Below are 24773 nucleotides of genomic sequence, written 5' to 3'. Positions count from 1 at the left end.
GATCTGTATGAACCCTTGTTATTGAATTACAATACGTTTGAAGTTCTTCTTGCCGCGCTTAAGGATCTTACCCTCACCATGGAAGTCCTCTCCCGCAAACACAGCACGGAAATCCGCAACCTTTTCCCCTTCCATAGTCACACCGCCCTGCTCCACCGCACGGCGTCCTTCGGAACGGGAGGCCACCAGACCGGATTTCACCAGCAGATCCAGGATATCGATACTGCCGTCCGTAAGATCCGCTTCCGACAGCTGTGCGGTAGGCATTTCCGCCGTATTTCCGCCGCCGAAGAGGGCTCTTGCGCTTTCCTGTGCTTTACCCGCTTCCTCTTCATCATGCACCAGCTTGGTCAGTTCAAAAGCAAGGATTTCCTTTGCCCGGTTAAGCTGGCTGCCTTCCCATTTATCCATCTCGTCAATCTGTTCAATCGGAAGGAACGTGAGCATACGGAGACATTTGAGTACGTCCGCATCAGAAATATTTCTCCAGTACTGGTAGAATTCAAAGGGAGAGGTCTTGTTGGGATCCAGCCATACGGCACCCTTCTGGGTCTTGCCCATCTTATTTCCTTCGGAATTCAAAAGCAGGGTAATCGTCATAGCATAAGCATCCTTGCCCAGCTTTCTGCGGATCAGCTCCGTTCCGCCCAGCATATTGCTCCACTGGTCATCCCCTCCAAACTGCATGTTGCAGCCGTATTTTTTGTAAAGCATAAGGAAATCATAGCTCTGCATGATCATGTAGTTGAATTCCAGGAAGCTTAATCCCTTTTCCATACGCTGCTTGTAGCATTCTGCAGTCAGCATGCGGTTAACGGAAAAACATGCGCCCACTTCACGCAGCAGTTCCACATAATTCAGATCCAAAAGCCAGTCTGCGTTATTGGCCAAAATAGCCTTTCCTTCGGAAAAATCAATAAATTTGCTCATCTGCTTCCGGAAGCACTCACAGTTATGATCAATAGTTTCCTTAGTCATCATGGTACGCATATCGCTTCTGCCGGAAGGGTCCCCGATCATCCCGGTTCCGCCCCCCAAAAGGGCAATGGGCTTGTTCCCCGCCATCTGCAGTCTTTTCATCAGGCATAAAGCCATGAAATGTCCCACGTGAAGGCTGTCCGCCGTGGGATCAAAACCAATATAAAAGGTTGCTTTGCCTGCATTCACCAGCTCCCGTATCTCTTCTTCGTCCGTGAGCTGCGCCAATAAGCCGCGGGCTCTTAATTCTTCAAATACCTGCATTTTTCTTTTCTCCTTTTCTTTGCAGCGGTTCAGTACTTTCCCGAATACCTGAAAACAAAAAAATCCTTCTTCCCGGAATGATCCGGAAAAAAGGACGAGTGTCAGATACCCGTGTTACCACCTTTGTTCACAGCCGGCTCACGCCGTCTGCCTCTTCAAGTACGACTGTTCTATATCCGGCCTGCAGTCCGTTCATATACCAGTGATACTCTTCGCAAAATAACGGTTGCTCTCCGTCACAGCCTACTCTCACATGATTTGGGTGCGAAACTCCGGGATGTATTCGGGAAAGCCTCTCCTGCGCCTCTCATCTGCCGGCCGCTTTCTGTAGGTTCCTCTTTTCCTTACTTCTTCCCATCACAGTTTTTAGAAAATGATTCATTTCACTATAAACTACCGTTAATGTAACACAATCCCCTGTTCCTGTCAATAGCCCTTTTTTATCTGCATCCTTTATCTTTTTTCCTTTTCGCGTATCCGGCGGAAGGGCGTCAGGAATCTGTTAATATGCGCCCCAATCAGGAACAGGTAAAAGCAGAAATAGAGCCAGAGCATTACGATAATGATGGTCGTCAGGCTCCCGTACATATCAAAGGCGTTAAAATGCTGGATGTACACGGAAAATCCCCAGGAAAAAATATTCCATGTGGTAGAGGAAAAGACCGCGCCCGGTATCTGGTGGGAATATTTCAGCCTGCAGTTGGGAATGTAGGTATACATCACTGCAAAAATAAGAGTCATCATACACCAGGAAAACAACCCCCTGAAATGCAGGAGCAGGGCAAAAAGCTCTTCCATCTGTGGCACATGCCTGACTATGGTGTCCGCAAACAGATTTCCGAACACCATTACAATCAGCAGAAAGATAATAGTTATCAGAAATATAATCAGGTAAAAAGAAGCGATAATCCTCTGCAGTACATAGTTTCTGTCCTCCACCACACCGTTCATGGCATTCAGACCTCTCATCAGGGCCAGAACACCCTTCCCCGCGGACCAGACCGTCACAATAGCCGCTATACTGATTACCCCAAAGGTACTGTCATAAATACTTTGGATCAGGGAGGTCAGAAGCGGGGAAAGCGTCTGGGGCAAAAGTGTCATGGCTGTTATCAAATCCGATTTTTTAATCGGCGTATAGGGCAAAATGGAACAAATCAGCAGAAGCATGGGTATAAGGGACAAAAAAAGGAAAAATGCCGTACTTGCCGCATATGCATTTACATTCGCACGGGTCATCTGCCTTCCGAACCCTTTCAGAATTCTATAAATCCTTATCATCCTGTTTTTCCTTTCCTTGTAACCGTTCAGACAAGCCTGAATTGTTTCCTTTCCATCCCGGCAGGACTTGCTTCCTCCGCAGGCGGGCGGTCAATAGACCGCCCTTACGCTGCTTCCTTCATAAAAGAATCCCAATATGGATTCGCTGTCACAGCCATCCGAAGCCATGCTGCGCGCACCGTTCTGGCTCAGGCCAACTCCGTGGCCGAATCCTCCGCCAATCAGGCTATATCCTGTCACATAACCATCTTCTTTCACGGTTTCCAGCACGATAAACGCGCTGGGAAGCAGCGTGGTCGTATTGTATTCGCTGCCATCCTGCCGGATTACCTTGCTCGTGCCGTCACTCAGAACATAACGGATATTATGTTCTGATTTTATCATCAGAGCGCCGTTCTCCCCTTCAATCACAAGTTCCTCCGCCACGCCCCCGTCATTTCTGGCCGCGATGCGGATATCGGTTATCCTCCCCGGATCCACAGGCGCCTGATTCACGAAGCTGCCGTCTGCCTGCCTCACAAAAACCGCTCCCGGGCTTGCGTCATAGCGTTTGACTACATTGGCATACAAAAGAGTGCTGTCCAGCTGTTCCACCTGATAGGTCCAGCGGTACCAGGCCTCTTCCCGCTCAAAATCAGAATCCCTGGTTCCGCGGATAAACGCTTCAAAGCTGGTTTCTTCGGTCATGGCCTCCGCCGTCTGGATATCATCTTCCCTTATGGTCTCATCAATGGCATCCCCCTGGGCATCCGTAACCCCCGCTACATTAACCGCTTTCCCCTGCAGATAGGGGAAATTATCCGGCACGGAATTCAGCCAGATTCCCGTGTTCGTTCCATAACCGCAGGATGTGGAATAATAATAGGCTTCCGCCAGCTGATCGCCATAATAGAGCAGCTGCCCCTTAGTTTCCTTGACCGCTTTTGTTGTTTCTACATTTTCCGTAATATTATTATAAACCTGGAATCCGGCGCTGTCGTCCACATGGGCGCCGTAAGCCGGCAGCCCGGCGTGCAGCATCTTTGCATAGGCGTAGGTCCTGGCACATACCGCCTGGGCCTTCAGCGCTTCCAGCGGATATGAGGACGGCATCTCACTGGGAACCACTGCATACAGATATTCCTCCAGCAGGACCTCATTAATGACCACAATCCCATCCTGCTGCTTTTCCAGCTCCAGGCTTCCCCGGTAGGACGGCACCCCCTGGCTTCTTCCCACATTCAAAAGACTGATATGCCCGGTCAGGACCGCAGGCTCAATCCGGATCCGTTCCGCTGTAAAAAGCGCACTGTCCCTGCCGATAGTGAGTGTTTCACCGGCGGGTACGACCGTGGTCTGCTGCGAGTCATAAGGCCCCGTAATTACCGTGAGATCGCAATCCGCCTTCAGCTCCAGCGTATCATGGAAAGCACTTCCGAAATTCGAGGTTTTTACAAGCACACGGATATTTTCCATGGCCTCTTCTTTCACCACCAGACAGGCCTGTATCTCTCCGTTTTCTATAACGAAATCAGTAAAATCATAACCGATGCACAGATCTGTTGTATAGTATCGTTTCAGTTTACCATACAGCCGATATATTTTTAAATTATCCGCAAACGGATAAAAGCCCTGGCCTTCCACTTCCGCCCCGTTGTCACGGATTTTCAGAAGCTTGCCGGATACCTTATCCGTATGCATAGCCACACCGGAAAGCTGCCCGCCGGAAAAGCGCAGATCCGCCACCTGCTCGCGGGAGGCCCCCAGCCCGGCCGCCTTCCCGCCGGGTGCTGCAATTGCTATTTCATAATCATTCCAGAAGCACCGGAGGGAATCCTCTTCCACCTCCATAATCCAGATATTGGGGATTTCCGTCTGCGTGCCCGTCTTATCCCGCAGCGCATACAGAACGCCCTCCCGTTCCACAGCAACTACAGGCTGGAATAAACAGTCCCGGATCCGGTCGGTCATATAAGTATATGCACTTTCCATGGAAATCAGAGCATTCTCTTCCAATGGGTTCCCTTCGCTGTCTGTAACGGAACTCCCCATGCCGATAGGAGTCAGATCGATATCCCGGATTCTTCCCTGCGTATCATAAACAGCCCTCGCCGCATCAAAATAGGAATACCAGTCCTCCTGAAGGACCTTATCCTTATTCCGGTAGCCCCCGGGTAATTCATAGCTGCAGTCAGGAAAGAGCGCCGCAATCTGTTTCCACTGGGCAAAGGTCAGCATGCCGTCACTTTTAGCCGCCGCATCTTCCGTAAAAACAGCCGCCAGCGCCCTGCTGTCGGATATTCCTCCGGTGTCCGCCAGCAGCCAGGCCATATTTCCGGCCTCCTGCAGGGACAGATACTCCCCTTCCGTACGGGGGATTGTTATTTCCATGATTCCCCGGATTAACAGGAGGATTAACAGTGCCGCACCCAAAACAATGACTGCCAGCTTCATCCAGCGGCCTCCTGAGGTATTCTTCCGGTATGTAGCATTTCCATAACCGCCGGACCGGTTTGCATAGCTGCGGGGATTTCTCATGACCGGCGGACGATAGGATCTGCCGCCTGCGGCCATACGCATGGAACGGCTTCCTGCTATACGGCTCTTACGCCTGCGCTCCGCTTCTCTTTTGTCCGCTTCCTTCTTCGCATCCAGGAATTTGTTATGTCCCGGCACCTCCGAATTATGGGTGTTCTCATTTGACGGCCTTGTTTCCCGACCGGTTCTCCTGCTGCTTCCCTGTCTTCCGCCTCTTTCCATATACTCCCCTTACATCCCTGAATCCTATCCGTTTCCAGCTTATATCCAAATGCACCGCCCGCAAACGGATACCCGTATATTTCACACACTGTTACATGCGACTGCGGGCACACTTGAAAAAAAGCAGCCAATACCGGCTGCTCTTATCTTTTGTATCCCCAAAATGCCGGCTCTTGTCTTTTGACTCCTAGCTGACTGCTAGGTGGGTTACCGCAACCGACGCTTCTGCCTTCCCCTGCGCAATGAGGGCCTGACATCCACGCGGCAATGTAGGAGTCCCGTTTAAAGTAACTGTAGGTTCAAAACAACAAGAGTTATCGAACATTTCAGGTTAGTTATATTATATCCAACCTGTAGGAAAAATACAACTGTAATTTTATGTCTTATCTAGCACAAAAGCAGTTACTGTTCACTCAGACCAGTAAGCTGCATAATAAAACAAGGAAAAACCCCGGCAGAAACTGCCGGGGAAATCATTATCCATGTTTTACAGCTGAGGGCCTGCGGATACCAGAGCTTTACCAGTCTCATTGCCTTCATATTTTGCAAAATTCTTTATAAACCGCTGTGAAAGATCCTTAGCCTTAACTTCCCATTCGGAAGCATCTGCATATGTATCACGAGGATCAAGAATCTTAGGATCCACTCCCGGAAGTTCTGTAGGAATTTCAAAATTGAAGAAAGGTAATGTCTTGGTAGATGCCTTAGCAATGGAACCATCAAGAATGGCATCGATGATACCACGTGTGTCACGAATAGAAATACGCTTGCCGCTGCCGTTCCATCCGGTATTAACTAAATATGCCTTTGCTCCACTCTTTTCCATTTTCTTAACCAGTTCTTCAGCATACTTTGTCGGATGCAGTTCCAAAAAGGCCTGTCCAAAGCAAGCGGAGAAAGTCGGTGTAGGCTCTGTTATACCACGCTCCGTACCTGCAAGTTTTGCTGTAAATCCAGACAGGAAATAATATTTTGTCTGTTCCGGAGTCAAAATAGATACCGGAGGAAGAACGCCGAAAGCATCAGCTGACAGGAAGATAACATCCTTCGCTGCCGGAGCGGAAGAAACAGGACGTACAATATTATCAATATGGTCAATAGGATAAGAAACACGTGTATTCTCAGTAACGCTCTTATCATCAAAGTCAATTATTCCATCTTCATTCAACGTAACATTTTCTAACAGTGCGTCACGTTTAATTGCCTTATAAATATCCGGCTCTGATTCCTTGTCCAGGTTAATAACTTTGGCATAGCAGCCGCCTTCGAAATTAAATATGCCGTTGTCATCCCAGCCATGCTCGTCATCTCCAACAAGAAGACGCTTAGGATCCGTTGACAGGGTAGTCTTTCCTGTTCCTGAAAGTCCAAAGAAGATAGCGGTATTTTTGCCGTCCATATCTGTATTTGCAGAACAATGCATGGAAGCAATACCTTTAAGAGGTAAATAATAGTTCATCATGGAGAACATTCCTTTTTTCATTTCTCCACCATACCATGTATTTACAATAACCTGCTCACGGCTGCTGATATTGAACATTACAGCCGTCTCGGAATTAAGACCAAGTTCTTTGTAATTTTCAACTTTCGCTTTCGAAGCATTATATACAACAAAATCCGGTTCAAAGTCTACAAGTTCTTCTGCTGTAGGCTGGATAAACATATTTTTTACGAAATGAGCCTGCCATGCAACCTCAACAATAAAACGAATAGCCATTCTTGTATCTTTATTCGCACCGCAGAATGCATCTACAACAAAAAGTCTTTTTCCGGAAAGTTCATCCAGAGCAATTTTCTTAACGGTATCCCATGCTTCCTTGCTTGCAGGATGATTATCATTCTTATACTCATCAGAGGTCCACCATACGGTGTCCTTTGAATTGTCATCCATAACAATGAATTTGTCTTTAGGTGAACGCCCTGTATAAATACCGGTCATAACATTGACTGCCCCAAGTTCGCTAACCTGTCCTTTTTCATACCCAGTTAAATCGGATTTTGTCTCTTCTACAAATAAATCATCATAAGAAGGATTATATACGATCTCTGTTGTTCCGCTAATACCATACTTACTTAAATTAATGTTTGACATTTTGCACTCATCCTCTTTCTTTTATTATATTATAGTAAGGAACGATTAAACAAACAAAATACAATCCCATATCCGTACATCACTCAAGTCTGAAAATTTTAAAATCGGTAATAAGCCGAACTTTTCATGCCGTATTGTTTTCTTTGGGCAAAGGACTATGTTATGCTTTTTTAATCAATGTACATTATACAAGATAAAAAATGAAAAGTCAATATTTGCCACGCTCTGATCCAGGGCAATCGTTTACAAAAGATAACCGTTCAGATCGGTCTGAATTGTTACTTTTATGGTGCACTTTTCCTTCTTGATGTATATCTTAAAACTTTATAATGGCGAGGTCACATCCGCCAACCATTCCCGTTCCTCTTCCGTCAGGTATTTTTCTATTTTTTCATATACTTCCCTATGATAACGGTTCAGCCTTTCAATATCCACCGGCTGCATACAAGAAACGTCAATGGCCTCTCTATCGATAGGCACATAGGTCAGGGTATCGAAATACATGAACTGTCCGTCACCGTTCTTCACCCCGTTGCGCGCAACCATTACATTTTCCGTCCGTATACCGTGGCTTCCTTCCATATATACGCCGGGTTCGTTAGTCACATCCATCCCCGCCTCGATAACCGCTTCCGTCTGGGACTCCGTAAAGCGCCAGCGGATTCCCTGAGGGCCTTCATGAACATTCAGGATATAACCCACGCCGTGGCCCGTACCGCATTTATAATCGATATTCCTGTCCCACATAGGCTGTCTTGCCAGGATATCCAGATTTCTTCCCGTACAGCCGTACAGGAATCTGGCATTGGTCAGCTGCAGCATTCCCACCGCAACCGCGGTAAAGTGTTCCTTTATTTCCGGGGAAACGGGGCCGAGTACTATCGTCCTTGTCACATCCGTCGTCCCGCCCATGTACTGTCCGCCGGAATCCACCAGCAGCATACCCTCCGGCGCCAGTTCCTTGCAGTTATCCTCCGTTGCTTCATAATGCATCATTGCCGCATTTTCTTTGTATCCGCTTATGGTCGGGAAGGAAAGATCCAGAAAGCCGTCGATTTCACTCCGCAGATGATCCAGATACTGCGCTGCGGTAACCTCCGTAATTTTCATTTTCCCGATGTTCTTCTTCAGCCAATATATAAACTTGCATACCGCCGCGCTGTCCTTCAGATAGACCTGCTCCATGTGGGCCAGCTCCACTTCGTTTTTAACAGCCTTCATCAGCTCCGTGGGATTCTTGCCGTCCCTGCATTCCCCTTTTTCCCGGAGGGTACGGTATAGCGCATAGCTGGTATTGCGCCCGTCGTAAAGGACACATTCCTTATCCTTCCTGTCCTGCAGGAAGGGAACGATCTCCTCATAGCCTTTCAGCGTTATACCGTATTTAACCGCATGTGCCCTGAGCGCTTCCGTCACTTCCGTTTCCTGGAGAAAGAAAAAGCATTCCTTCCCGGTAATATACGCATAAGAAAGAGCCACCGGATTACATTCCACATCGCCGCCGCGGACGTTGAAAAGCCACATCAAATCATCCAGCTTGCTCAGAAGAAAGGCATCCGCCCCCTCCTTCTCCATAGCCCTGCGCACATCTTCCAGCTTCTCCCCTGCGCTCTTGCCGCAAATGTCCTCGTCCAGTACCATGACCGGATGGCTGGGAAGGGCTGGCCTGTCCGTCCATACCGCATCCGCCAGATCCTTTCCGTATGCAAAAACGATCTTCTTTTCTTCCAGGACTTTTTCCAGGCCGACGCCAAAGGCCGTATCCACCACCCTGCCGTCAAAACCCAGGGTCTGTCCCTCTTTCATCCGATCACGAAGATATTCCTTAATTGTGGGAACCCCTTCATCCAACATCCGGAAAAGAGTGATCCCCGTTCCTTCCAGTTCATTTTCAGCCTGGATAAAATAGCGGCCGTCCGTCCAAAGCCCCGCTTCTTCCCGGCTCACCACCAGCGTTCCGTTAGAGCCGGTAAAACCGGAAAGATACTCTCTTACCTTAAAATACTGATCCACATATTCGGAATTGTGGAAATCCGCGGTAGGCACCATATAAAAATCCATGCCCGCCTGTTCCATCGCCTCCCGGAGTGCGGCTATCCGATTTCGGATTATCTGATTCATAATCTGTTTCTCCTTTTCTGTTTCCTTATACGGGGAATCCCCCGCTTCTTTTCGCGCGGGCGGGGTTTATGACTAATAATCGCCCGCTTCTTCCCCTTTCAGAAGCCCTACCGCAGAGGATGTCCCTATTCTGTCACAGCCTGCCTTCAGGAACATTTCCAGATCCTCTCTGCTCTTTACGCCGCCGGCCGCTTTTATCTTAACCAAAGGCCCGATATGTTCCCTGAAAAGCTTTACGTCGGCAAGGGTGGCGCCGCCGGTGCCGAATCCGGTTGAAGTCTTGATATAATCCGCCCCGGCTTTCGTCACAGCTTGGCACATGGCGATTTTCTCTTCCTCCGTAAGAAAACAGGTTTCAATTATCACCTTCAGCACATGGCTGCCGCAGGCCTCCTTCAGTGTGCGTATTTCCGCTTCGACCTTTCCGAACTGCCGGTTCTTGACATCACTGATATTGACTACCATATCAATCTCGTTGGCGCCGTCCTTCAGAGCCTTTTCCACCTCCGCAAGCTTTGCGGCGGTCACGCTGTATCCCAGGGGGAAACCCACCACCGTACAGATATTCAGATTTTTAAATTTATCGTGCACCCGTTCCACATAGCAGGGAGGGATGCATACCGATGCCGTTTGATATTCCACTGCCTCCTGGCAGAGTGTCTGGATATCCTCCCATACAGCATAGGGTTTTAAAAGGGTGTGGTCAATATGTCTTACTATTTCTTTTTTATCCATGGAATGCCTGTTATCCATTTACATATACCTTCCTTTCCTTTTTTATCCTGAGAATGCATTCCGCACCCTCCGGCCTGCCGCACTGAAAATATGCTGTAAGCCGCCTATTATTGTAATACAATACGCACAAAAAAGCTATCCCGAATCGTGAACAAAATGTTAAATATTTCTAAATAAATACATTTTTTCTTGTTTCGAATTGGTATCCATGTTATTATGTAAATTATCTACTTTCCTTTTTTAACGTGTCAAACCATAAAAAGACCGGATGGAAAGGAAAGCAGGCATACTAAAATTATGAGGAAAGGTGGTTGATTGAATGGAAGAACACAACAGCTATTCTGATGTTACTCCTGAAATCGTACGATTGGCTGAATTAAGCAGAGAAGCAGGTGTCATCGACTCCGAGCTTTTCACAAAATACGATGTCAAAAGAGGACTTCGCGACCTGAACGGAAAAGGCGTCCTGGCAGGACTTACCAACATTTCCGATGTACGCGCTTCGAAAATGGTGGATGGAAAATCGGTCCCCTGCGACGGTCACCTTTTTTACAGAGGTTATGAGGTTAACGACCTGGTAGAAGGGTTCCACAAGGATCATCGGTTCGGATTTGAGGAAGTTACATATCTGCTGCTCTTCAACAAGCTGCCCGATAAACAGGAACTGGCTGAATTTGAAAAGCTGCTCATCTATTACAGAAGCCTCCCCACAAGCTTTGTGAGGGATATTATCATGAAGGCGCCAAGCAAGGATATGATGAACACACTGGCCCGGAGTATTCTCACTCTTTATTCCTATGACGACAGGGCGGATGACGTTTCCCTCCCTAACGTACTCAGACAGTGCCTGCAGCTCATCAGCCTCTGCCCTATGTTATCCATCTATGGTTATCAGGCTTACAGCCATTATCACGACGGCAACAGCCTTTTCATCCATCAGCCCATGACGGAAGGTTCCATGGCGGAAAACATTCTGCACATTCTTCGCCCCGACAGCTCTTATACTCCACTGGAAGCCAGAATTCTTGATATCTGCATGATTCTTCATATGGAGCACGGCGGCGGAAACAACTCCTCCTTTACCACTCATGTAGTTACATCCTCCCTGACAGACACTTACTCCGTAATGGCTGCTGCCATCGGTTCTCTTAAGGGTCCCCGTCACGGCGGTGCCAACATCAAGGTTATGCAGATGTTTGAGGACATGAAAAAGAATGTGAACGACTGGGCCGATGAAGAAGAGGTATCCCGTTATCTGGAACGCCTGCTGAGCAGAGATGCTTTTGATCATGCAGGACTTATTTATGGTGTCGGCCATGCGGTTTATTCCAAATCCGATCCGAGAGCTATCATACTCAAGAGCTTCGTGGAAAAGCTGTCCGAAGAGAAAGGGCTTCATAAAGAATTTGAGCTTTATAATCTGGTGGAAAAGCTAGCCCCCACGGTTATATCCGGGGAGAGGCAGATGTACAAGGGCGTAAGCGTGAACGTGGACTTTTATTCCGGCTTTGTTTACAACATGCTGGGACTGCCTACCGAACTGTACACTCCTATTTTTGCCATTGCCAGAATGGTTGGCTGGAGCGCACATCGTATGGAAGAACTGGCAAACAACGGAAAAATCATCCGTCCCGCCTACAAAACCATATGTCAAGAAAGAGATTATATCAATCTCGCGGACAGGACCTGAAAGCAGGCCTGAACAAAACCGGTTCCTTTTTCCGCACCCTGCGGTACTCCGGTATGATAAAAAGCCGGCGCCTATCAAAGCGCCGGCTTTTTTATTGGACATAAGGATGGTTCGTGCAGCGCGGCATCCGTTGTTTAACACGGGGCCTCACAGCCGCCGCCAAATATCCATGCAAGCATGGCTACCTGGCTTGTTGCCCCCGGGAATAAAACCTCATATCGCCCCACACGTCCATCAGCTCCGTCCTGTCCAACTGCCTCGTTCCCGATGTCCGGTCATAAATCATTACCGGGGAATCATAGCCTGCATACTGAGGCCAGTCCTTTCCGGGATCACCTGTCCTTATAAAGTCCACCCAGCGCATATGCACATCATTGACGATTTTATCCACCGTATCCTTCGGCTCCTCCTGAAAGACAAATGCGCTGAAGCCGAATTCCGGACAGTTGAAATCACACGGCAGATCCATGGCATGGGAACAAAGCATTCCCGTTTTGCGCGCCATCTGTGAAAGGAACTCGTAACGGTACATCCATACCGGGCCATGCCCCTTCTGAGCCTGCGCCGTCCTGACCGCAGGCATCTGAAACGCATAATCCGTGGCAAAATTGATAAAAGCCATCTCCACTCCATTGACGCTGCCGTCATTTTCTTTTTCATAATATTCCCGTATCCGTTCAAAACCCGCTTCATTTTGGTTCTTCGCAAACATTTCCTTTATCATATCCCAGGAATTGGGAAAGTTCGTCTGCTCCGGGCGGACAAACATGGTCCCTTCATGAAGATTGGTGCCAATCATCAGCCGGATTCCTTCCGCACTCCCCCGTGCAATCGCCTCCAGTGGCCTTTCCGGCAAAAGATCGTCAATGGAAACGGTAGGCAGGAAAATACCGGGATTGCGGTACTGATGTTCTTTTGCCACATATTCATTTCCCTTCAATACCTCAAAGGCATCGATCTCTTTCAGCTTCGGCAGATCCTTAACCGTCCAGCCCATTCCCTCCAGAAAAAGGTCTATGTTCTTCTTTGCCGTATCTTTGGTGAAAAAGCATTCCGGAAGCGCGCTGGAAGCGATTACCTGACTGAAAGTACCCGCTGCCCCCGGCGCGGCCATCAGCGCTATCATGGAAGTTCCTCCGGCAGACTCCCCTGCTATCGTCACCCTTTCCGGATCGCCGCCAAAAGAGCGGATATTTTCATGAATCCACTGCATAGCGGCAATATGATCCGAAAGGCCGCAGTTGCTGTCAAAATCCGCACAGCCAGGATAGCCTGTAAAATCATAAAAGCCAAATACATTCAGACGGTATTGGAAGCTGACATACACAATTCCGTGGCTGACAAAGGATTTTCCGTGATACAGCTCATCGGAAGCACAGCCGGAGTTATAGCCGCCGCCGTGGATATAAACCAGCACGGGAAGGTTATCTCCCTGTATGGGTTTTCTGATATTTAAAGTCAGGCAATCCTCCGCGCCTTCACATACACCGTTATTATACTGTACCGCTTTAGGGCCGTATGCTGCAGCGTCCAACACGCCCTCCCAGGCATCCGCCGGAACCGCCCGTTTAAAACGCAGTTCTCCCACAGGAGGTTTTGCATAAGGGATTCCAAGAAAAGCAACCTGGCCGTCCTCTGCAAACCCCCTGACTTTTCCTGAGACTGTCTCTGCTATATAATCGTCCATATCCTCTCTCCTTGTATTGTCTTGCATAATTAATTTTTTCTCTTTTCCGCTTCCCGGTAGGCATTGGGTGTAAGGCCCGTCTTATTGCGGAAAAAACGCCCGAAATAGCCCTGGCTGGCAAAGCCCAGCCGATCCGCAATCTCTTTTACCTGCAGCTGCGAATCCGTAAGCAGCTGCCTGGCAGCAGCCAGCTTTAAGTCATTGATATATGAAAGGATGGTAACCCCTTCTTTTTTCTTGAATATCCGCAGCAGATATTCCTGGCTGAAATGTACCTGCTCCGCCAGATTGTACAGGGATGTGTCTCCGTCCAGATGCTCCACAATGTACTTCTTTACATGATTCACCACATCTTCTGTCTGCTTTTCCACGCTCTGGTTTTTCAGGGAAAAAATGCTCTCCGCCACATGCCGCAGGTAGCCGAAGGCATCCTGCCAGTTGGCATGCAGCGACACGTTATACAGGTTCATGGTGCCAATCTGAAACGCCAGCTCCTCATGCAGATCCAGGCGCTTGATCCACCCGATCAGCCGGGAACTGATGGTACAGTAAACCTCCAGGGCGAACATATCATGCATGCTCTTAACGCTCTGAAGCTCTGTCTGCAGCTGGCGCAGCACATCCAGGGTATTTTCCTCTTCCATTCCCTCCAGATAATATTCCAGCCGCCAGAGCATCTGCATAAGTTCCTGCTTTTTGCTGTCGGGCAGTGTCTCCCTGGCCAGGGCCTCCTTCTGCAGCCCCTCCTGCACCAGCTCTTCCTCAGACAGCCAGATCATACGATCACATATGCCGATAAATTCCTGCAGAAGCTGGGACAGGGTGACAGGCCTTTCCCCCACCAGGATAGATGCTGTCCTGCCCAGGTTCTTTTTCAACGCCTTTTGAAACAATTCTCCCGCGCCCGCCAGCATTTTTACAATAGTGCCCTCCTGAAGAAGCTTTTCAGGCTGCATAAGAAGCACAATATAGTTCTTGTTATATTCAAAAAAGGCGCCGTGCATGAAGTCAAGAAAATACCGTTCCAGCAGCTGGTAGCAGTCCTGAGTCGCATTCTGCTGCTCCTGGTAATTCTCACAATACCAGGCTTCATGCCTGAGAAGGATATAGTACACTTCTTTTTCCGGATCCAGAGCGATCCCAAGCTGTACCGACAGCTCCCCGGTCAGCTGGGACAGCCCCCTGTAGCCGTCAAAAAGCTCCCGCAAAAACATGCTTCTTTCATGGATCAGCGGTTTTTTCTGCTGTTCCCGCTGCAGATCCGTAAGCCGTTCCAGCAGAAGGCTGTTCTCGATTTCTTCCACGGACTCCCGCAGGGCCTCCAGTATCTTTTCATCTTCTTCCGCCTTCAGCACATACTTTGCGTGCTTATGTACCTTATATACATAGTCAAAGTCAGAATAGCCCGTGAGAAAGATGACCTTACAGAAAGGCCATCTTTCCCGGACGATATCGTACAGCTCCAGACCTGACATCTGCGGCATGTTGATATCCATGATCACGATATCTATTTTTCTTTTTTCCAGTAAAGCCTGCGCCTCTATACCGCTGGCCGCCGTCGTCAGATCAAGCTCCAGGGATTCTTCCATGGAAAGCAGGCCATATACGTCATCCCGGATCATTTTTTCATCATCAACAATCAATACACTGTACATCGTCTCTTCTCACTCCTGCTGTATTTTGGTCAATATCGCCTGGTTACTCCTTCACGCTTCCCAGTGTCATACCGGTAATAAAGTATTTCTGGAGCAGCGGATAAACAAGAAGGATAGGGATAATCGCCACGAAAATCTGCGCCGCCGTCACGGTTTTCTGGGAAACATTTGTCATGGCACCAACACTGGTCAGGTCGATGCTGGCGATATCCACCGACTGGATGACATTGCGCAGGTAGGTCTGCAGCGGATACTTGGCGGTATCGCTTATGTATATCATGCCGTCAAACCAGGAATTCCAGTGATTCACCATGGTGAACAGGCCCACGGTCGCCAGAGAGGGCTTGGATACCGGTACAATTATTTTCGTCATGATCTGGAAGTGACTTGCCCCGTCGATGAGCGCGGATTCTGTCAGCGCATAGGGAAGGCCCCTGAAAAAGTTCAGCATCAGAATGATGTTGAAGGTCTGTACTGCACCGGGCAGTATCAGCGCCCAGATGCTGTTGTAAATTCCCACGGATTTCACTACGATAAACAAAGGGATCAGCCCGCCGGAGAATACCATGGTCACCAGAAACACCCAGACATAGTATTTTCTTGCATGAAATCTTTCATCCGGCTGGGCCATGGCATAGGCGCACAGGATTGTCAGCCCTATGCTGAGCAGGGTCCCCAGCACCACTCTGACCAACGACACACCGAAGGATATGAAAAATTCCGGCTTTGCCAGAATATACTGGTAGGAATCCAGCGTGAAATCCACCGGGAATATAGTAACCCAGCCCGCCTGCGCCGCGGAGTTGGAGCTTAAAGACAGAGCGAACACATGGATCAGCGGAAACAGGGAGATACACATTACCAGCGTCAGTAGAAGATAGTTGACCACCAGAAATGACTTTCTTGCAGGAGATGATTTTATTTTCATAACGGCCTCCTAAAAAATTCTGTAGTTTGCAAATTTCTTTGCAAGGGTGAAGGATGTGGCGATCAGGATAAAGGAAATCACAGATTTGAACAGCCCCACTGCGGTGGAAACGCTGTACTGCAGATTCAGCATACCCAGGCGGTACACATAGGTATCCAGTATATCGGCCTTCTGATAAACGATAGGGCTGTATAGATTAAATACCTGATCAAAACCCGCGTTTAAGATATTGCCCATGCCCAGGACCGTTACCAAAATGATCTGCGGCAGGATGCCGGGCAGAGTAATATAAAGCATCTGTTTCAAATAACCTGCACCATCCACCTTAGCCGCCTCATACTGGCTCTGATCGATAGCTGTCAGAGCAGCCAGGAAGATGACCATATTATAACCACAGCCTTTCCATACATCGGAAGCCACCAGGGTTCCCCGGATAGTCTCCAGGCTTCCCAGAAAAAAGACAGGTTCATGGCCAAGCGCCGTAATCGCAGTATTTACAATACCGCCGGTAGGTGAAAGAATATCCACCAGGATACCGCCCAGAACCACCCAGGAAAGGAAATACGGAACATAAATGATCGTCTGTGTTGCTTTCTTGAACACTTTGTTATTTACTTCATTTAACATAAGGGCCAGAATCAGAGGCACGACAATGCCCGCAATAATTTTCAAAAGCGCAATGACCAGTGTATTCACCAATACCTGCCGGAAATCCTTCATGCCGAAAATATATTTGAAATTATCAAGCCCTACCCATTCGGAGGTAAAAAACCCTTTCATCCCTCCCGACGGGACAAAGTCCTGAAAGGCGATTACAATACCTACCATAGGAAGATAGGCAAATATAAGTAATAAAATGATTGCGGGCAGCAGCATCACATGCAGAGGCCATTCCCTCTTCATAATTGTACCCAGGCTTTTTTTCTGTTTCATTGAATTCCCCTTCTCTCTGAAAAAGGGAGCGAAGCCTTTTGGCAGCAGTTCCGTTGTCCGGACTATCACGCCTTTTTATGCCTCACTCCCTTAAACGACTACTTGTTGGCGTACCACTCATTTACTTCTTCCGTTATTTTATCAAGCCCAAGAGAATTCAGCTCCTTAACAAAATCATCAAAGCTGTCAGTAGTCTCAATGCCCATGATAACCTTGGTGTAATACTCCATCACCTTATCCGTCACGGTGGACATCTTCTGGCCCATAGTCGGTGTGGGGCCGGTGGTGAACTTATCCCACATGAACATATCCTTCTCATAATATTCGTTCATAGTATCATAAGCCGACATGTCGTTGCCGAAGGTCTTCATACCGCCGTAGCTGGTCACGGTATCACCCGACAGATAATTCTGGATGTCATTATAACTTACCAGTTCCTCGGCATTCAGGGATGAGCTGTCGCCGCTCTCCAGCGCCGCCGCAATATTGTTATGAATTGTCAGATTCTTTAAAGGGAACCAGGTTTTAAGCATTACCCAGTGGAGAGGGAAATTCAGGACATCGTTGGCATCCTTCACCAGATAATCGTTATATTCTTCTCCTGAATATCCGTACTTGTCAACCCAGAAGTTCAGCATTCTCACCACGGCTTCCGGATGCTCACATTTTTTGTTTACCACAACGTACCCTGTAATAGCAAGGGAAATCTGCGGCTTTGCTTCCTCGGTCAAAGCCGTGGGTATAGGAAGGGTTACCCAGTCGGCTTCACTGTCATTCTGCACAGTGGAATTCAGAGGCCAGTTTGCATTCCACATCAGGCCGTACTGGATTCCTGCCCGTCCGGAAGCCGCCGCTTCGGAAGCCTTTACCTCATCATTGGAGGAAAAATCCTGTTCAATCAGCCCTTCCTGATACATTTTCGCCAGGAAATTTAACGCATCCTTATTTTCCTCCTTCACGGAGCCATATACCAGGCCGCCGTTCCCGTCCTCAATCCAGGCGGTGGGATAAGCGCCGAAGCCATTGAAAACGCCTACGCCGTCACCCAGTCCGGCACTGAGGAAATTATTGTGGAATACCATGCCAATGGTATCGTCTTTTCCATTTCCATCCGGATCCTGATCCCGGAAGGCAACCATGACGTTGTACAGGTCATCCAGATTCTTCGGCATTTCCAGGCCCAGCTTCTTAATCCAGTCTCTTCTGATCCACAGCAACGGCGATTTATCAATGGAGGAATCCACCAGCGGAATCGCAATGATTTCCCCCTTATCCGTTGCGGATTCCAACGCGGCCTGTCCCTCCCCGGTCGTCCATGCCATCAGTTCATCGGAAGCATACTTTTTAAATACTTCACCGATATTCCGATTAATCAGGTCGCTCTTGGCAAGCAGGGAAAGCTGGGAACTGTTGACAATCATGAAATCCGGGATTTCGCCGGAGGCAATGGCCACGCTCTTCTTCTGCTGGGAATCATCCGGCGTGTTTGCCGCATACCAAAGCCAGTCTATGGAAATGTTGGTTTCTTCGGTCATCCTGGTGTAGTAAACACTATTAAGCATGTCTTCCTTATTGAACTCTCCCAAAGCCGGTGAGATTTCAAAATAAGATGTCAGGGTGACCGGTTCCTCATACTTGAATCTGGGATCCGCCTCTTGTACAGAAACAGCACTGACTGATTCGCTGTTCCCCGCTGTCTGTGCACTGCCGGAATCTCCTCCGCAGCCCGTCATCAGACTCACGGTCATCACCGCTGCCAGTAATAACGCAATTTTCTTCTTCATCTGTTTTCCTCCTTGTGTTCCTCCGCCCTGCGAAGTTGATTTTCCTTTAGCTGTCCGTTGCCTATACAGCTGTGTTTTTCATCTAAGGCCAGTATAAAAAGGAAAACGGAATCCAACAATGCAACTTTCTTGATATCCCGGTTCAAAAATTGACCTGTTGCCGAGTGATGGTTCATCTGTCTTAACTGTTATATTCCAAAATGTGCTCCGCCGCAGTGATTCCGCTGGTAAAAGCCAGCCCCAGGCAGGCCCCTTCCGTATCATAGTAAGGGACGCAGTAGCAGCTTCCGTTATCCACCCCCGCCGCATAAAGCCCGGGGATGGGCTTCTGCTTTCTGTCAAGCACTCTGCAGAAGGCATCCGTCTTTACGCCGCCTATGGTGCACCAGGCGCTTGGTTCGTAGGCAAATACATAAAAAGGCGCCTTTGTTACCGGCCTCAGCAGCCAGCTGCTTTTCCCGAATTCCGTATCCGCTCCTGCTTCGCACATGGCGTTGTAGCGCGTAACCGTTTCTTCCAGAAAAGGAAGGGAAAAATGCTGTGCAGCTTCCTGAAGGCTTTCACAGCGAAAGGCCCAGCCCTCTTTGATATCCCTTTCCAGATTTTCCGGGAAAGGCCACGGTCCCCTGTCAAGGGCAGACCTTCCAGTCTTCCATTCCTCCGGCCGGCCATAAAAGCCGTATACCGACCCGGCAGAACGTATGCCCTGGTAAAAAGCTTCATCCAGCACCGCATAATAGTTTCCGGCGCGCAAGGTCACTTCTCCTCCCACGGACAGCGGCTGATCCGCCAGCAGCTGCTCATCCATAAAACGACGGCCCTCCCGGTCCACCAGCAGCCCTCCGGCCATAGCCCAGCGCATATTTCCGGGGAAGCGTCCTTTCATCCTGCTGTGATAGCCGCCGAACTCCCCGGCACAGATTCCCCAGCTGCGATCCTCCATGCCCCCGGCCTTCAGCGCCATGTTGATCCCCGCCCCGTCGCTGAGGCGGCTGCCCAGCGGGCCTACGGTGATTTCGCCGAAATGCTTACACAGCATCTCTTTATTTCCCAGATAGCCGCCGCTGGCGATAATGACCGCTTTTCCATGATATTCCGTCCGCTCCCCGCGCTGCCTGTCAACGGCCGAAACGCCGCATATCCTGCCGTTTTCCGTCAAAAGATCCTCCACACAGGCATTCAGGACTACTCTGCCGCCATATTCCGTAAGCTTCTTTGCAAGCAACTCCCACCGCTGCGGCGCAGGCGTATCAAAAAAATGCCTGGCCCTGAAGCCCACGCTGTATAAATCCTCCGTCAGCCGCAGTTTAATGCCGCTTTCCCTTAACAGAGCCTCCGCCTTCCTTCCGTTTCTGATACACCGATACAGCAGGCTGCCGTCCACGGTGCCTCTGGAAAATTTATACATATGTCCAAACAGTGTCTCCGCCGGAACGATACAGTTTTCCTCCTCCTGCAGCAAGGTACCCGCCAGGGAAGGGCCTCCCGCCCTGGCAGCATTGCTCACGGACAAATGCTTTCCCTTCTCCAACACCACACAGCTGCCGCCGGCCTTCGCCAGCGTAAGCGCGGCCATCATGCCCGCTCCTCCAGCACCGATAATCACCACATCCGTCTGATTCATAAATACCTCCTCACCGCCGGAACCAAATCTGGCGCTATCCTATATTTTCATGCAAGGCAAGCAGGCTCCCAAATTTCATTTTTACCGTGCCTCAGCATAGTGATTTGTCCGCAGGATCCCCGGAACGTTCCTTCCATTCCTTCCGGCAGCGTCAACTCATACTGTGTGCCGCCTTCCTTCGGATAATAGCGGAATGTAAGCAGGCCGTACTCGGTGAGCATACCTCCCTCCAGATTGGGAACATAGTCCAAATGGGGACAGACCTCCACTCGCGCCGGTCTACCCGCTTCCCTGCGGATGCCTCCCATGACACTGATCAGCTCATACATAGGCAGCGCGCTCCATGCGTGGCACTCGCTTCTGGAATTGGAGGGTGTTTCCGGACAGGTGAGGCAGTGTTCCTCAAGCAGTCCTATCCACCAGTCCATCTGTCTGGCGGTAAGCTCATAGCAGCCCGCCTTCTCACAGGCGCGGAACAGCTCATAGCAGGTGGAAAAATAGCAGCGCAGCACATCCTTTTCCTCAAAGGTCATACGCATCACTTTACGCGCCTCCTCTCCGGAAAGCATGCCGTTCAACACCGCCCAGCTCTGGGCGTGCTGGGAAAACTCCTGGCAGGAGGGACCTTCCCGGTACATTCCCCGCTCCGTATCCCAGCACAGGGACCGGATCGAATCCACGATTTTTTTCTGCCGTTCTCTGTACTCCTGCGCAATGCCGCTCCTACCTGTGGCTTCATTAATTTCCGCTCCGTCAAGCAGGGCCAGTCCATACATCAGGTTGATAATAGTGGAAGGGCCTTTTCGTACCGCGGCGGGACGTCCCATGGTATTATGCCAGCTTTCCTGCCAGTCCACAAAATCCCAATAGCCCAGCTTTTCCACCAGTCCCTGCGGACCGATATGCCTGTCATAATATTCCAGGATGTTATCCACATCCGTCCTGTAACGCTTCAGTATATCCGTATCTCCCGTACGCTTGTAATACTCCAGAAGCATAAAAATATAATACAGGGAAAATGTGGAAATAACCTGCTTCGGATTGCTGGGCGCCCTGCCCTGAATCAGTCCCATGGGCAGCATGGAATCATGGAAATCCCGAAGGGCCTTCCTTGCCAGCTTCGTATCCTCGCTGCACACATAGGTAAACAACGCCTGCAGTCTGGTATCCATAGGATACTGCATCTGTTCCCAGAAAGGGCAGTCCATATAGGTTTCCATCATGCAGCCCTGGAGAGTGTGCACACACATGTCATAAACCTTCTCCACCCAGGGAGCATCCGATTTAACATAAGAGCCCGGATTCAGAGGATAACCGGTCTTTAAAAGCACAGGCCTGTAAAAACGAACTTCCTCCCCCGCCGCCTGGATTTCAATCTTCAAAAAACGCATGGTCCGGTACCAGAAAGGTTCATAAAGCAAGCTGCCGCCGTCCAGTATGATTGTGTCCCGCTGCCCGTTTTGCCCGATTTCTCCATTGATGTAGTCATCTCTTTTTACCTGGTCAATCCCCTTCGTAAACTTCTCAAAATAGGTAAAGGAAATCTCCGCACCTGCGCCTCCTTCCATCCGATACCGGAAATAAGCGTTGAAAAGGCCTTCTCCGTCAAACAGGAGAGTCAGACATTCTCCGGGCCGCACTGTCACATACGGTGCCCCTTTCATCACGCCTTCTCCCAGTTCTTTCTCCAAAGCAGCCGGACGCTCATACAACAGCGGGATCGGACGTTCCTCCATCATAAAGGTCTTGAGAATACCAAACATCATCTCAAAGCCACATTTTACCGGCTCCAGCGCATCGCCCGTACGCCAGCTGCCGTCGTCAAAGTCCCGTTGTCTCCAGCCTCCGGGAACCGTATTAAAATCAATAGTCTCCGTCAGCGCACCCATATTCCCGTTCACCACCGGTTCCTTGGTAAGAAAAAAAGTATTGTCCAGCCATACCTTCCAGGATGCTTTTCCCGTTGTCACCTCCCCCAGCACATTTCCTTCCTCATCCTTCAGCACTCCTTCCACAGCGAGCCTGTGGCCTGCCGGCAGGGTTGCCACGCTGTTTAACGGCGCCCGTTTGTCCGTGGGGCCGTCTTTTACATACATGCTGTCGCACAGAAGCACCTGCACGGCAAGCACATTTTTCCCGGTACGCAGATAACCGCCCAGCTCCACCGTTTCATAATAATGTCTGAACTGATCGCCGCGGCAAGGCCCCGACAGCACCGGCTGCTCGTTCACCCACAGCCGGTAGCGGGAATTGGCGGAAATATCCACCTTCAGCTCCGCTTTCCGATCCAACATAAAATCCAGACGGTAATAGGCGAACCGCCCGTTCATATCCCCCTGGTATATTTTCTTTTCCTCAATCTCAACCCTTGGCACTCCCAGCCATAACGCTTCGTTCCACATAATTGTACCTCCTCCTTTGACCTCATGTTGACCAGCTGCTGTCCGTTACGGCGCATAAGGCTGCATTGTGCAGTTTACAGTTTTACCCTCATGTCAATCCGCAGAATTACCTTCAGGCCTCCAAGTTCACTTTGTTCCAGCAGGATACCGCTTGTCTCTCCATAAGCCAGCTTCAGCCTGCGTTCTATATTGGACAGCGCATGTCCGGCGGCACGGCCCTGGTAATCCCGGATATATTCCTGCATCCGCTCAATATTCTCCGCACTCCCGCCGCCTCCGTTGTCTTCCATTATGACGGACAGATAAGGCCCCTCCAGGGAATAGGCAACTGCGATCCGCCCGTCCTTTAAAATATCGGCCATTCCGTAGTTATAGGCGTTCTCAATGACCGGCTGCAGTATCAGCTTAGGAACAAGGAAGCTGACCGCGCTTTCCGGCAGCTGTTCTTTATTTACGGTAATTTTATCCCCAAACCGCATCTGCTGGATATCAATATAATTTTCCATGTGCTCCACCTCACGGCCAAGCGGAATATTCTGCTCAACCTCCTTATTCAGGAAACGGTAATACTTTGCCAGGGAAGTGACGAACTGTATAATCTGTTCGTAGGATTCATTTTTGGCCATAATCCGGATTAGATAGAAGCTGTTGTACAAAAAGTGCGGATTGATTTGGGACTGCAGCTGCATCAGTTCCGCATTCTGTAAAAGCCTTCCCTGTTCCTTCACATTTTCTATCAATTCCTGAATACGTTCCACCATTCGGTTGAAAGACGAATAAATATATTGAAACTCATCCTGGGGCTTATGGAAAATGCGGATTTCCAGACTGCCCTCCTGTACCTGTTCGAACGCATGCACCACCTTTTTCAGCGGCTTATTCACGGCAGTATTGGTCTGATAAAGGATTTCAAAAAACAATATACTGATGACCAGGAGCACCACCCCCATCATAAACAAAGCCACCATTGCCGAACTGCCTATTCCTCTGCCGCTGCGGTAGGCAACCACGGTAATCCCGTAACCGGGAATACTTTCCGACATAAACAGATAGCTGGTCCCCAGACACCTTCCCTTCCCGAGAAAGCTTTCCCCGCTGCCCTGTTTTTCCCATGCCCGATACCAGCAGTCCATCAGCTGTACTTTGGCTTCCTTTCCCGCAGGCAGCTGACCAAGCACTTCCCCTCCATCCAATACAAAAAAGGCGCCAGCCTGTTCCGAACTGCCAAACAACTCCAAAAGCCCCTGCAGATAGTCCTCCGCCAGCGTAATACTCACACCGAAATCGGGAACGTAATCCTCTTCCGTCGAATAGGTCAGAGGATACAGCAGTTCCATCCGGACCTGGCTGTCCGCATAAACCAGGCTCCGGGCCGTATTTTCGCTGCTTCGGGGCGTGGGTACATATTCCTTCCTGCCATGCCCCTCCGCCGCACTTAGTTCCATCTCCTGTTTGGGAAAAATCACGGTGATATCCTTAATGATATTGTTCAGAGACTGATAGCCCTGGATATTGCTCCGCAGCCCCAGCATCAGCTGGGACCTTTCATATCCGTTCAGGGATATGTCATAGGCCAGGGACGAAATCCTTCCGTCACTGACAAGATTACGTTCCAGATTATAAATAATTTCCAGCTGCTGCTCCAGTGCCGATACGTTGTGGACAACGGCGGTCTGCATTCTGTTGATTTCCACATCCCGCTGCTGCTGCGCATACTTCAGGAAAATTAGGATTGTGCTCACATAGATGATTACTATGATAATTACAAAAAGAATGTAAAGCCTTTTGAAAACACTTACCATACCCTGCTTTTTCATGCCCCTTCCCCCATATCAGAAGCCTTTTCGATACCCTCCGGGA

The 24773-nt window shown here is 49.4% G+C and carries 15 protein-coding genes, 1 other RNA gene and 1 other annotated feature; of the genes, 1 reads left to right on the top strand and 15 read right to left on the bottom strand.

Features of this window, described 5'->3' with window-relative positions; genetic code table 11:
• Positions 1-18: 18 nt before the first annotated feature.
• From tyrS to deoC, 7 genes are all read right to left on the bottom strand, one after another.
• Positions 19-1242 carry a tyrosine--tRNA ligase gene (tyrS, locus tag DXA36_RS00800; RefSeq protein ID WP_118675787.1) on the bottom strand — a complete coding sequence of 408 codons (1224 nt, stop codon included), beginning with the start codon at positions 1240-1242 and terminating at the stop codon, positions 19-21.
• A gap of 87 nt (positions 1243-1329) precedes the next feature.
• Positions 1330-1612 (bottom strand) — a binding site (T-box leader).
• A gap of 83 nt (positions 1613-1695) precedes the next feature.
• Complete coding sequence (locus DXA36_RS00795) at positions 1696-2523, bottom strand: YihY/virulence factor BrkB family protein (RefSeq protein ID WP_243114532.1); 828 nt, start codon at positions 2521-2523, stop codon at positions 1696-1698.
• A 90-nt stretch (positions 2524-2613) separates the two neighbouring features.
• A complete protein-coding gene (locus tag DXA36_RS00790) occupies positions 2614-5262 on the bottom strand; it encodes a SpoIID/LytB domain-containing protein (RefSeq protein WP_118675786.1) in 2649 nt (882 codons plus the stop codon).
• 151 nt (positions 5263-5413) lie between these two features.
• Positions 5414-5598, bottom strand: a non-coding RNA gene (ssrS, locus tag DXA36_RS00785) — 6S RNA.
• 151 nt (positions 5599-5749) lie between these two features.
• The gene (gene pckA, locus DXA36_RS00780; RefSeq protein ID WP_118675785.1) at positions 5750-7354 is read right to left on the bottom strand and encodes a phosphoenolpyruvate carboxykinase (ATP); all 1605 of its coding nucleotides are present in this window, start codon (positions 7352-7354) and stop codon (positions 5750-5752) included.
• Between the two features lie 324 nt (positions 7355-7678).
• Positions 7679-9475 carry an aminopeptidase P family protein gene (locus DXA36_RS00775; RefSeq protein WP_118675784.1) on the bottom strand — a complete coding sequence of 599 codons (1797 nt, stop codon included), beginning with the start codon at positions 9473-9475 and terminating at the stop codon, positions 7679-7681.
• Positions 9476-9547: 72 nt separating this feature from the next.
• On the bottom strand, positions 9548-10210 hold the full coding sequence (deoC, locus tag DXA36_RS00770) for a deoxyribose-phosphate aldolase (RefSeq protein WP_118676361.1): 663 nt from the start codon (positions 10208-10210) through the stop codon (positions 9548-9550).
• Positions 10211-10529: 319 nt separating this feature from the next.
• On the opposite strand from deoC, the gene DXA36_RS00765 reads away from it, so the two are divergent.
• Positions 10530-11900, top strand: coding sequence for a citrate/2-methylcitrate synthase (locus DXA36_RS00765; RefSeq protein ID WP_118675783.1), 1371 nt, complete (start codon positions 10530-10532; stop codon positions 11898-11900).
• 181 nt (positions 11901-12081) lie between these two features.
• On the opposite strand, the gene DXA36_RS00760 is transcribed toward DXA36_RS00765, so the two are convergent.
• From DXA36_RS00760 to DXA36_RS00725, 8 genes are all read right to left on the bottom strand, one after another.
• Positions 12082-13587, bottom strand: coding sequence for a carboxylesterase/lipase family protein (locus tag DXA36_RS00760; protein ID WP_118676359.1), 1506 nt, complete (start codon positions 13585-13587; stop codon positions 12082-12084).
• 29 nt (positions 13588-13616) lie between these two features.
• Positions 13617-15242: a response regulator transcription factor gene (locus DXA36_RS00755; protein ID WP_118675782.1), complete on the bottom strand. Its 1626-nt coding sequence runs from the start codon at positions 15240-15242 to the stop codon at positions 13617-13619.
• A gap of 43 nt (positions 15243-15285) precedes the next feature.
• Positions 15286-16170: a carbohydrate ABC transporter permease gene (locus DXA36_RS00750; RefSeq protein ID WP_118675781.1), complete on the bottom strand. Its 885-nt coding sequence runs from the start codon at positions 16168-16170 to the stop codon at positions 15286-15288.
• A gap of 9 nt (positions 16171-16179) precedes the next feature.
• A complete protein-coding gene (locus DXA36_RS00745) occupies positions 16180-17103 on the bottom strand; it encodes an ABC transporter permease (RefSeq protein ID WP_118675780.1) in 924 nt (307 codons plus the stop codon).
• 98 nt (positions 17104-17201) lie between these two features.
• A complete protein-coding gene (locus tag DXA36_RS00740; protein WP_118675779.1) occupies positions 17202-18887 on the bottom strand; it encodes an extracellular solute-binding protein in 1686 nt (561 codons plus the stop codon).
• Positions 18888-19068: 181 nt separating this feature from the next.
• Positions 19069-20511 (bottom strand): FAD-dependent oxidoreductase, encoded by a 1443-nt coding sequence (locus tag DXA36_RS00735; protein ID WP_118675778.1) that lies wholly within the window; start codon positions 20509-20511, stop codon positions 19069-19071.
• Positions 20512-20558: 47 nt separating this feature from the next.
• Positions 20559-22913 carry an alpha-L-rhamnosidase-related protein gene (locus tag DXA36_RS00730; protein ID WP_118675777.1) on the bottom strand — a complete coding sequence of 785 codons (2355 nt, stop codon included), beginning with the start codon at positions 22911-22913 and terminating at the stop codon, positions 20559-20561.
• A 74-nt stretch (positions 22914-22987) separates the two neighbouring features.
• The gene (locus DXA36_RS00725; RefSeq protein ID WP_118675776.1) at positions 22988-24730 is read right to left on the bottom strand and encodes a sensor histidine kinase; all 1743 of its coding nucleotides are present in this window, start codon (positions 24728-24730) and stop codon (positions 22988-22990) included.
• Positions 24731-24773: the final 43 nt, after the last annotated feature.

It is taken from the genome of Eisenbergiella sp. OF01-20, assembly GCF_003478085.1.
Classification (GTDB): Bacteria; Bacillota; Clostridia; order Lachnospirales; family Lachnospiraceae; genus Eisenbergiella.
Note: the sequence above shows the minus strand (reverse complement) of the source record. Positions and strands in the feature narration are given on the sequence as shown.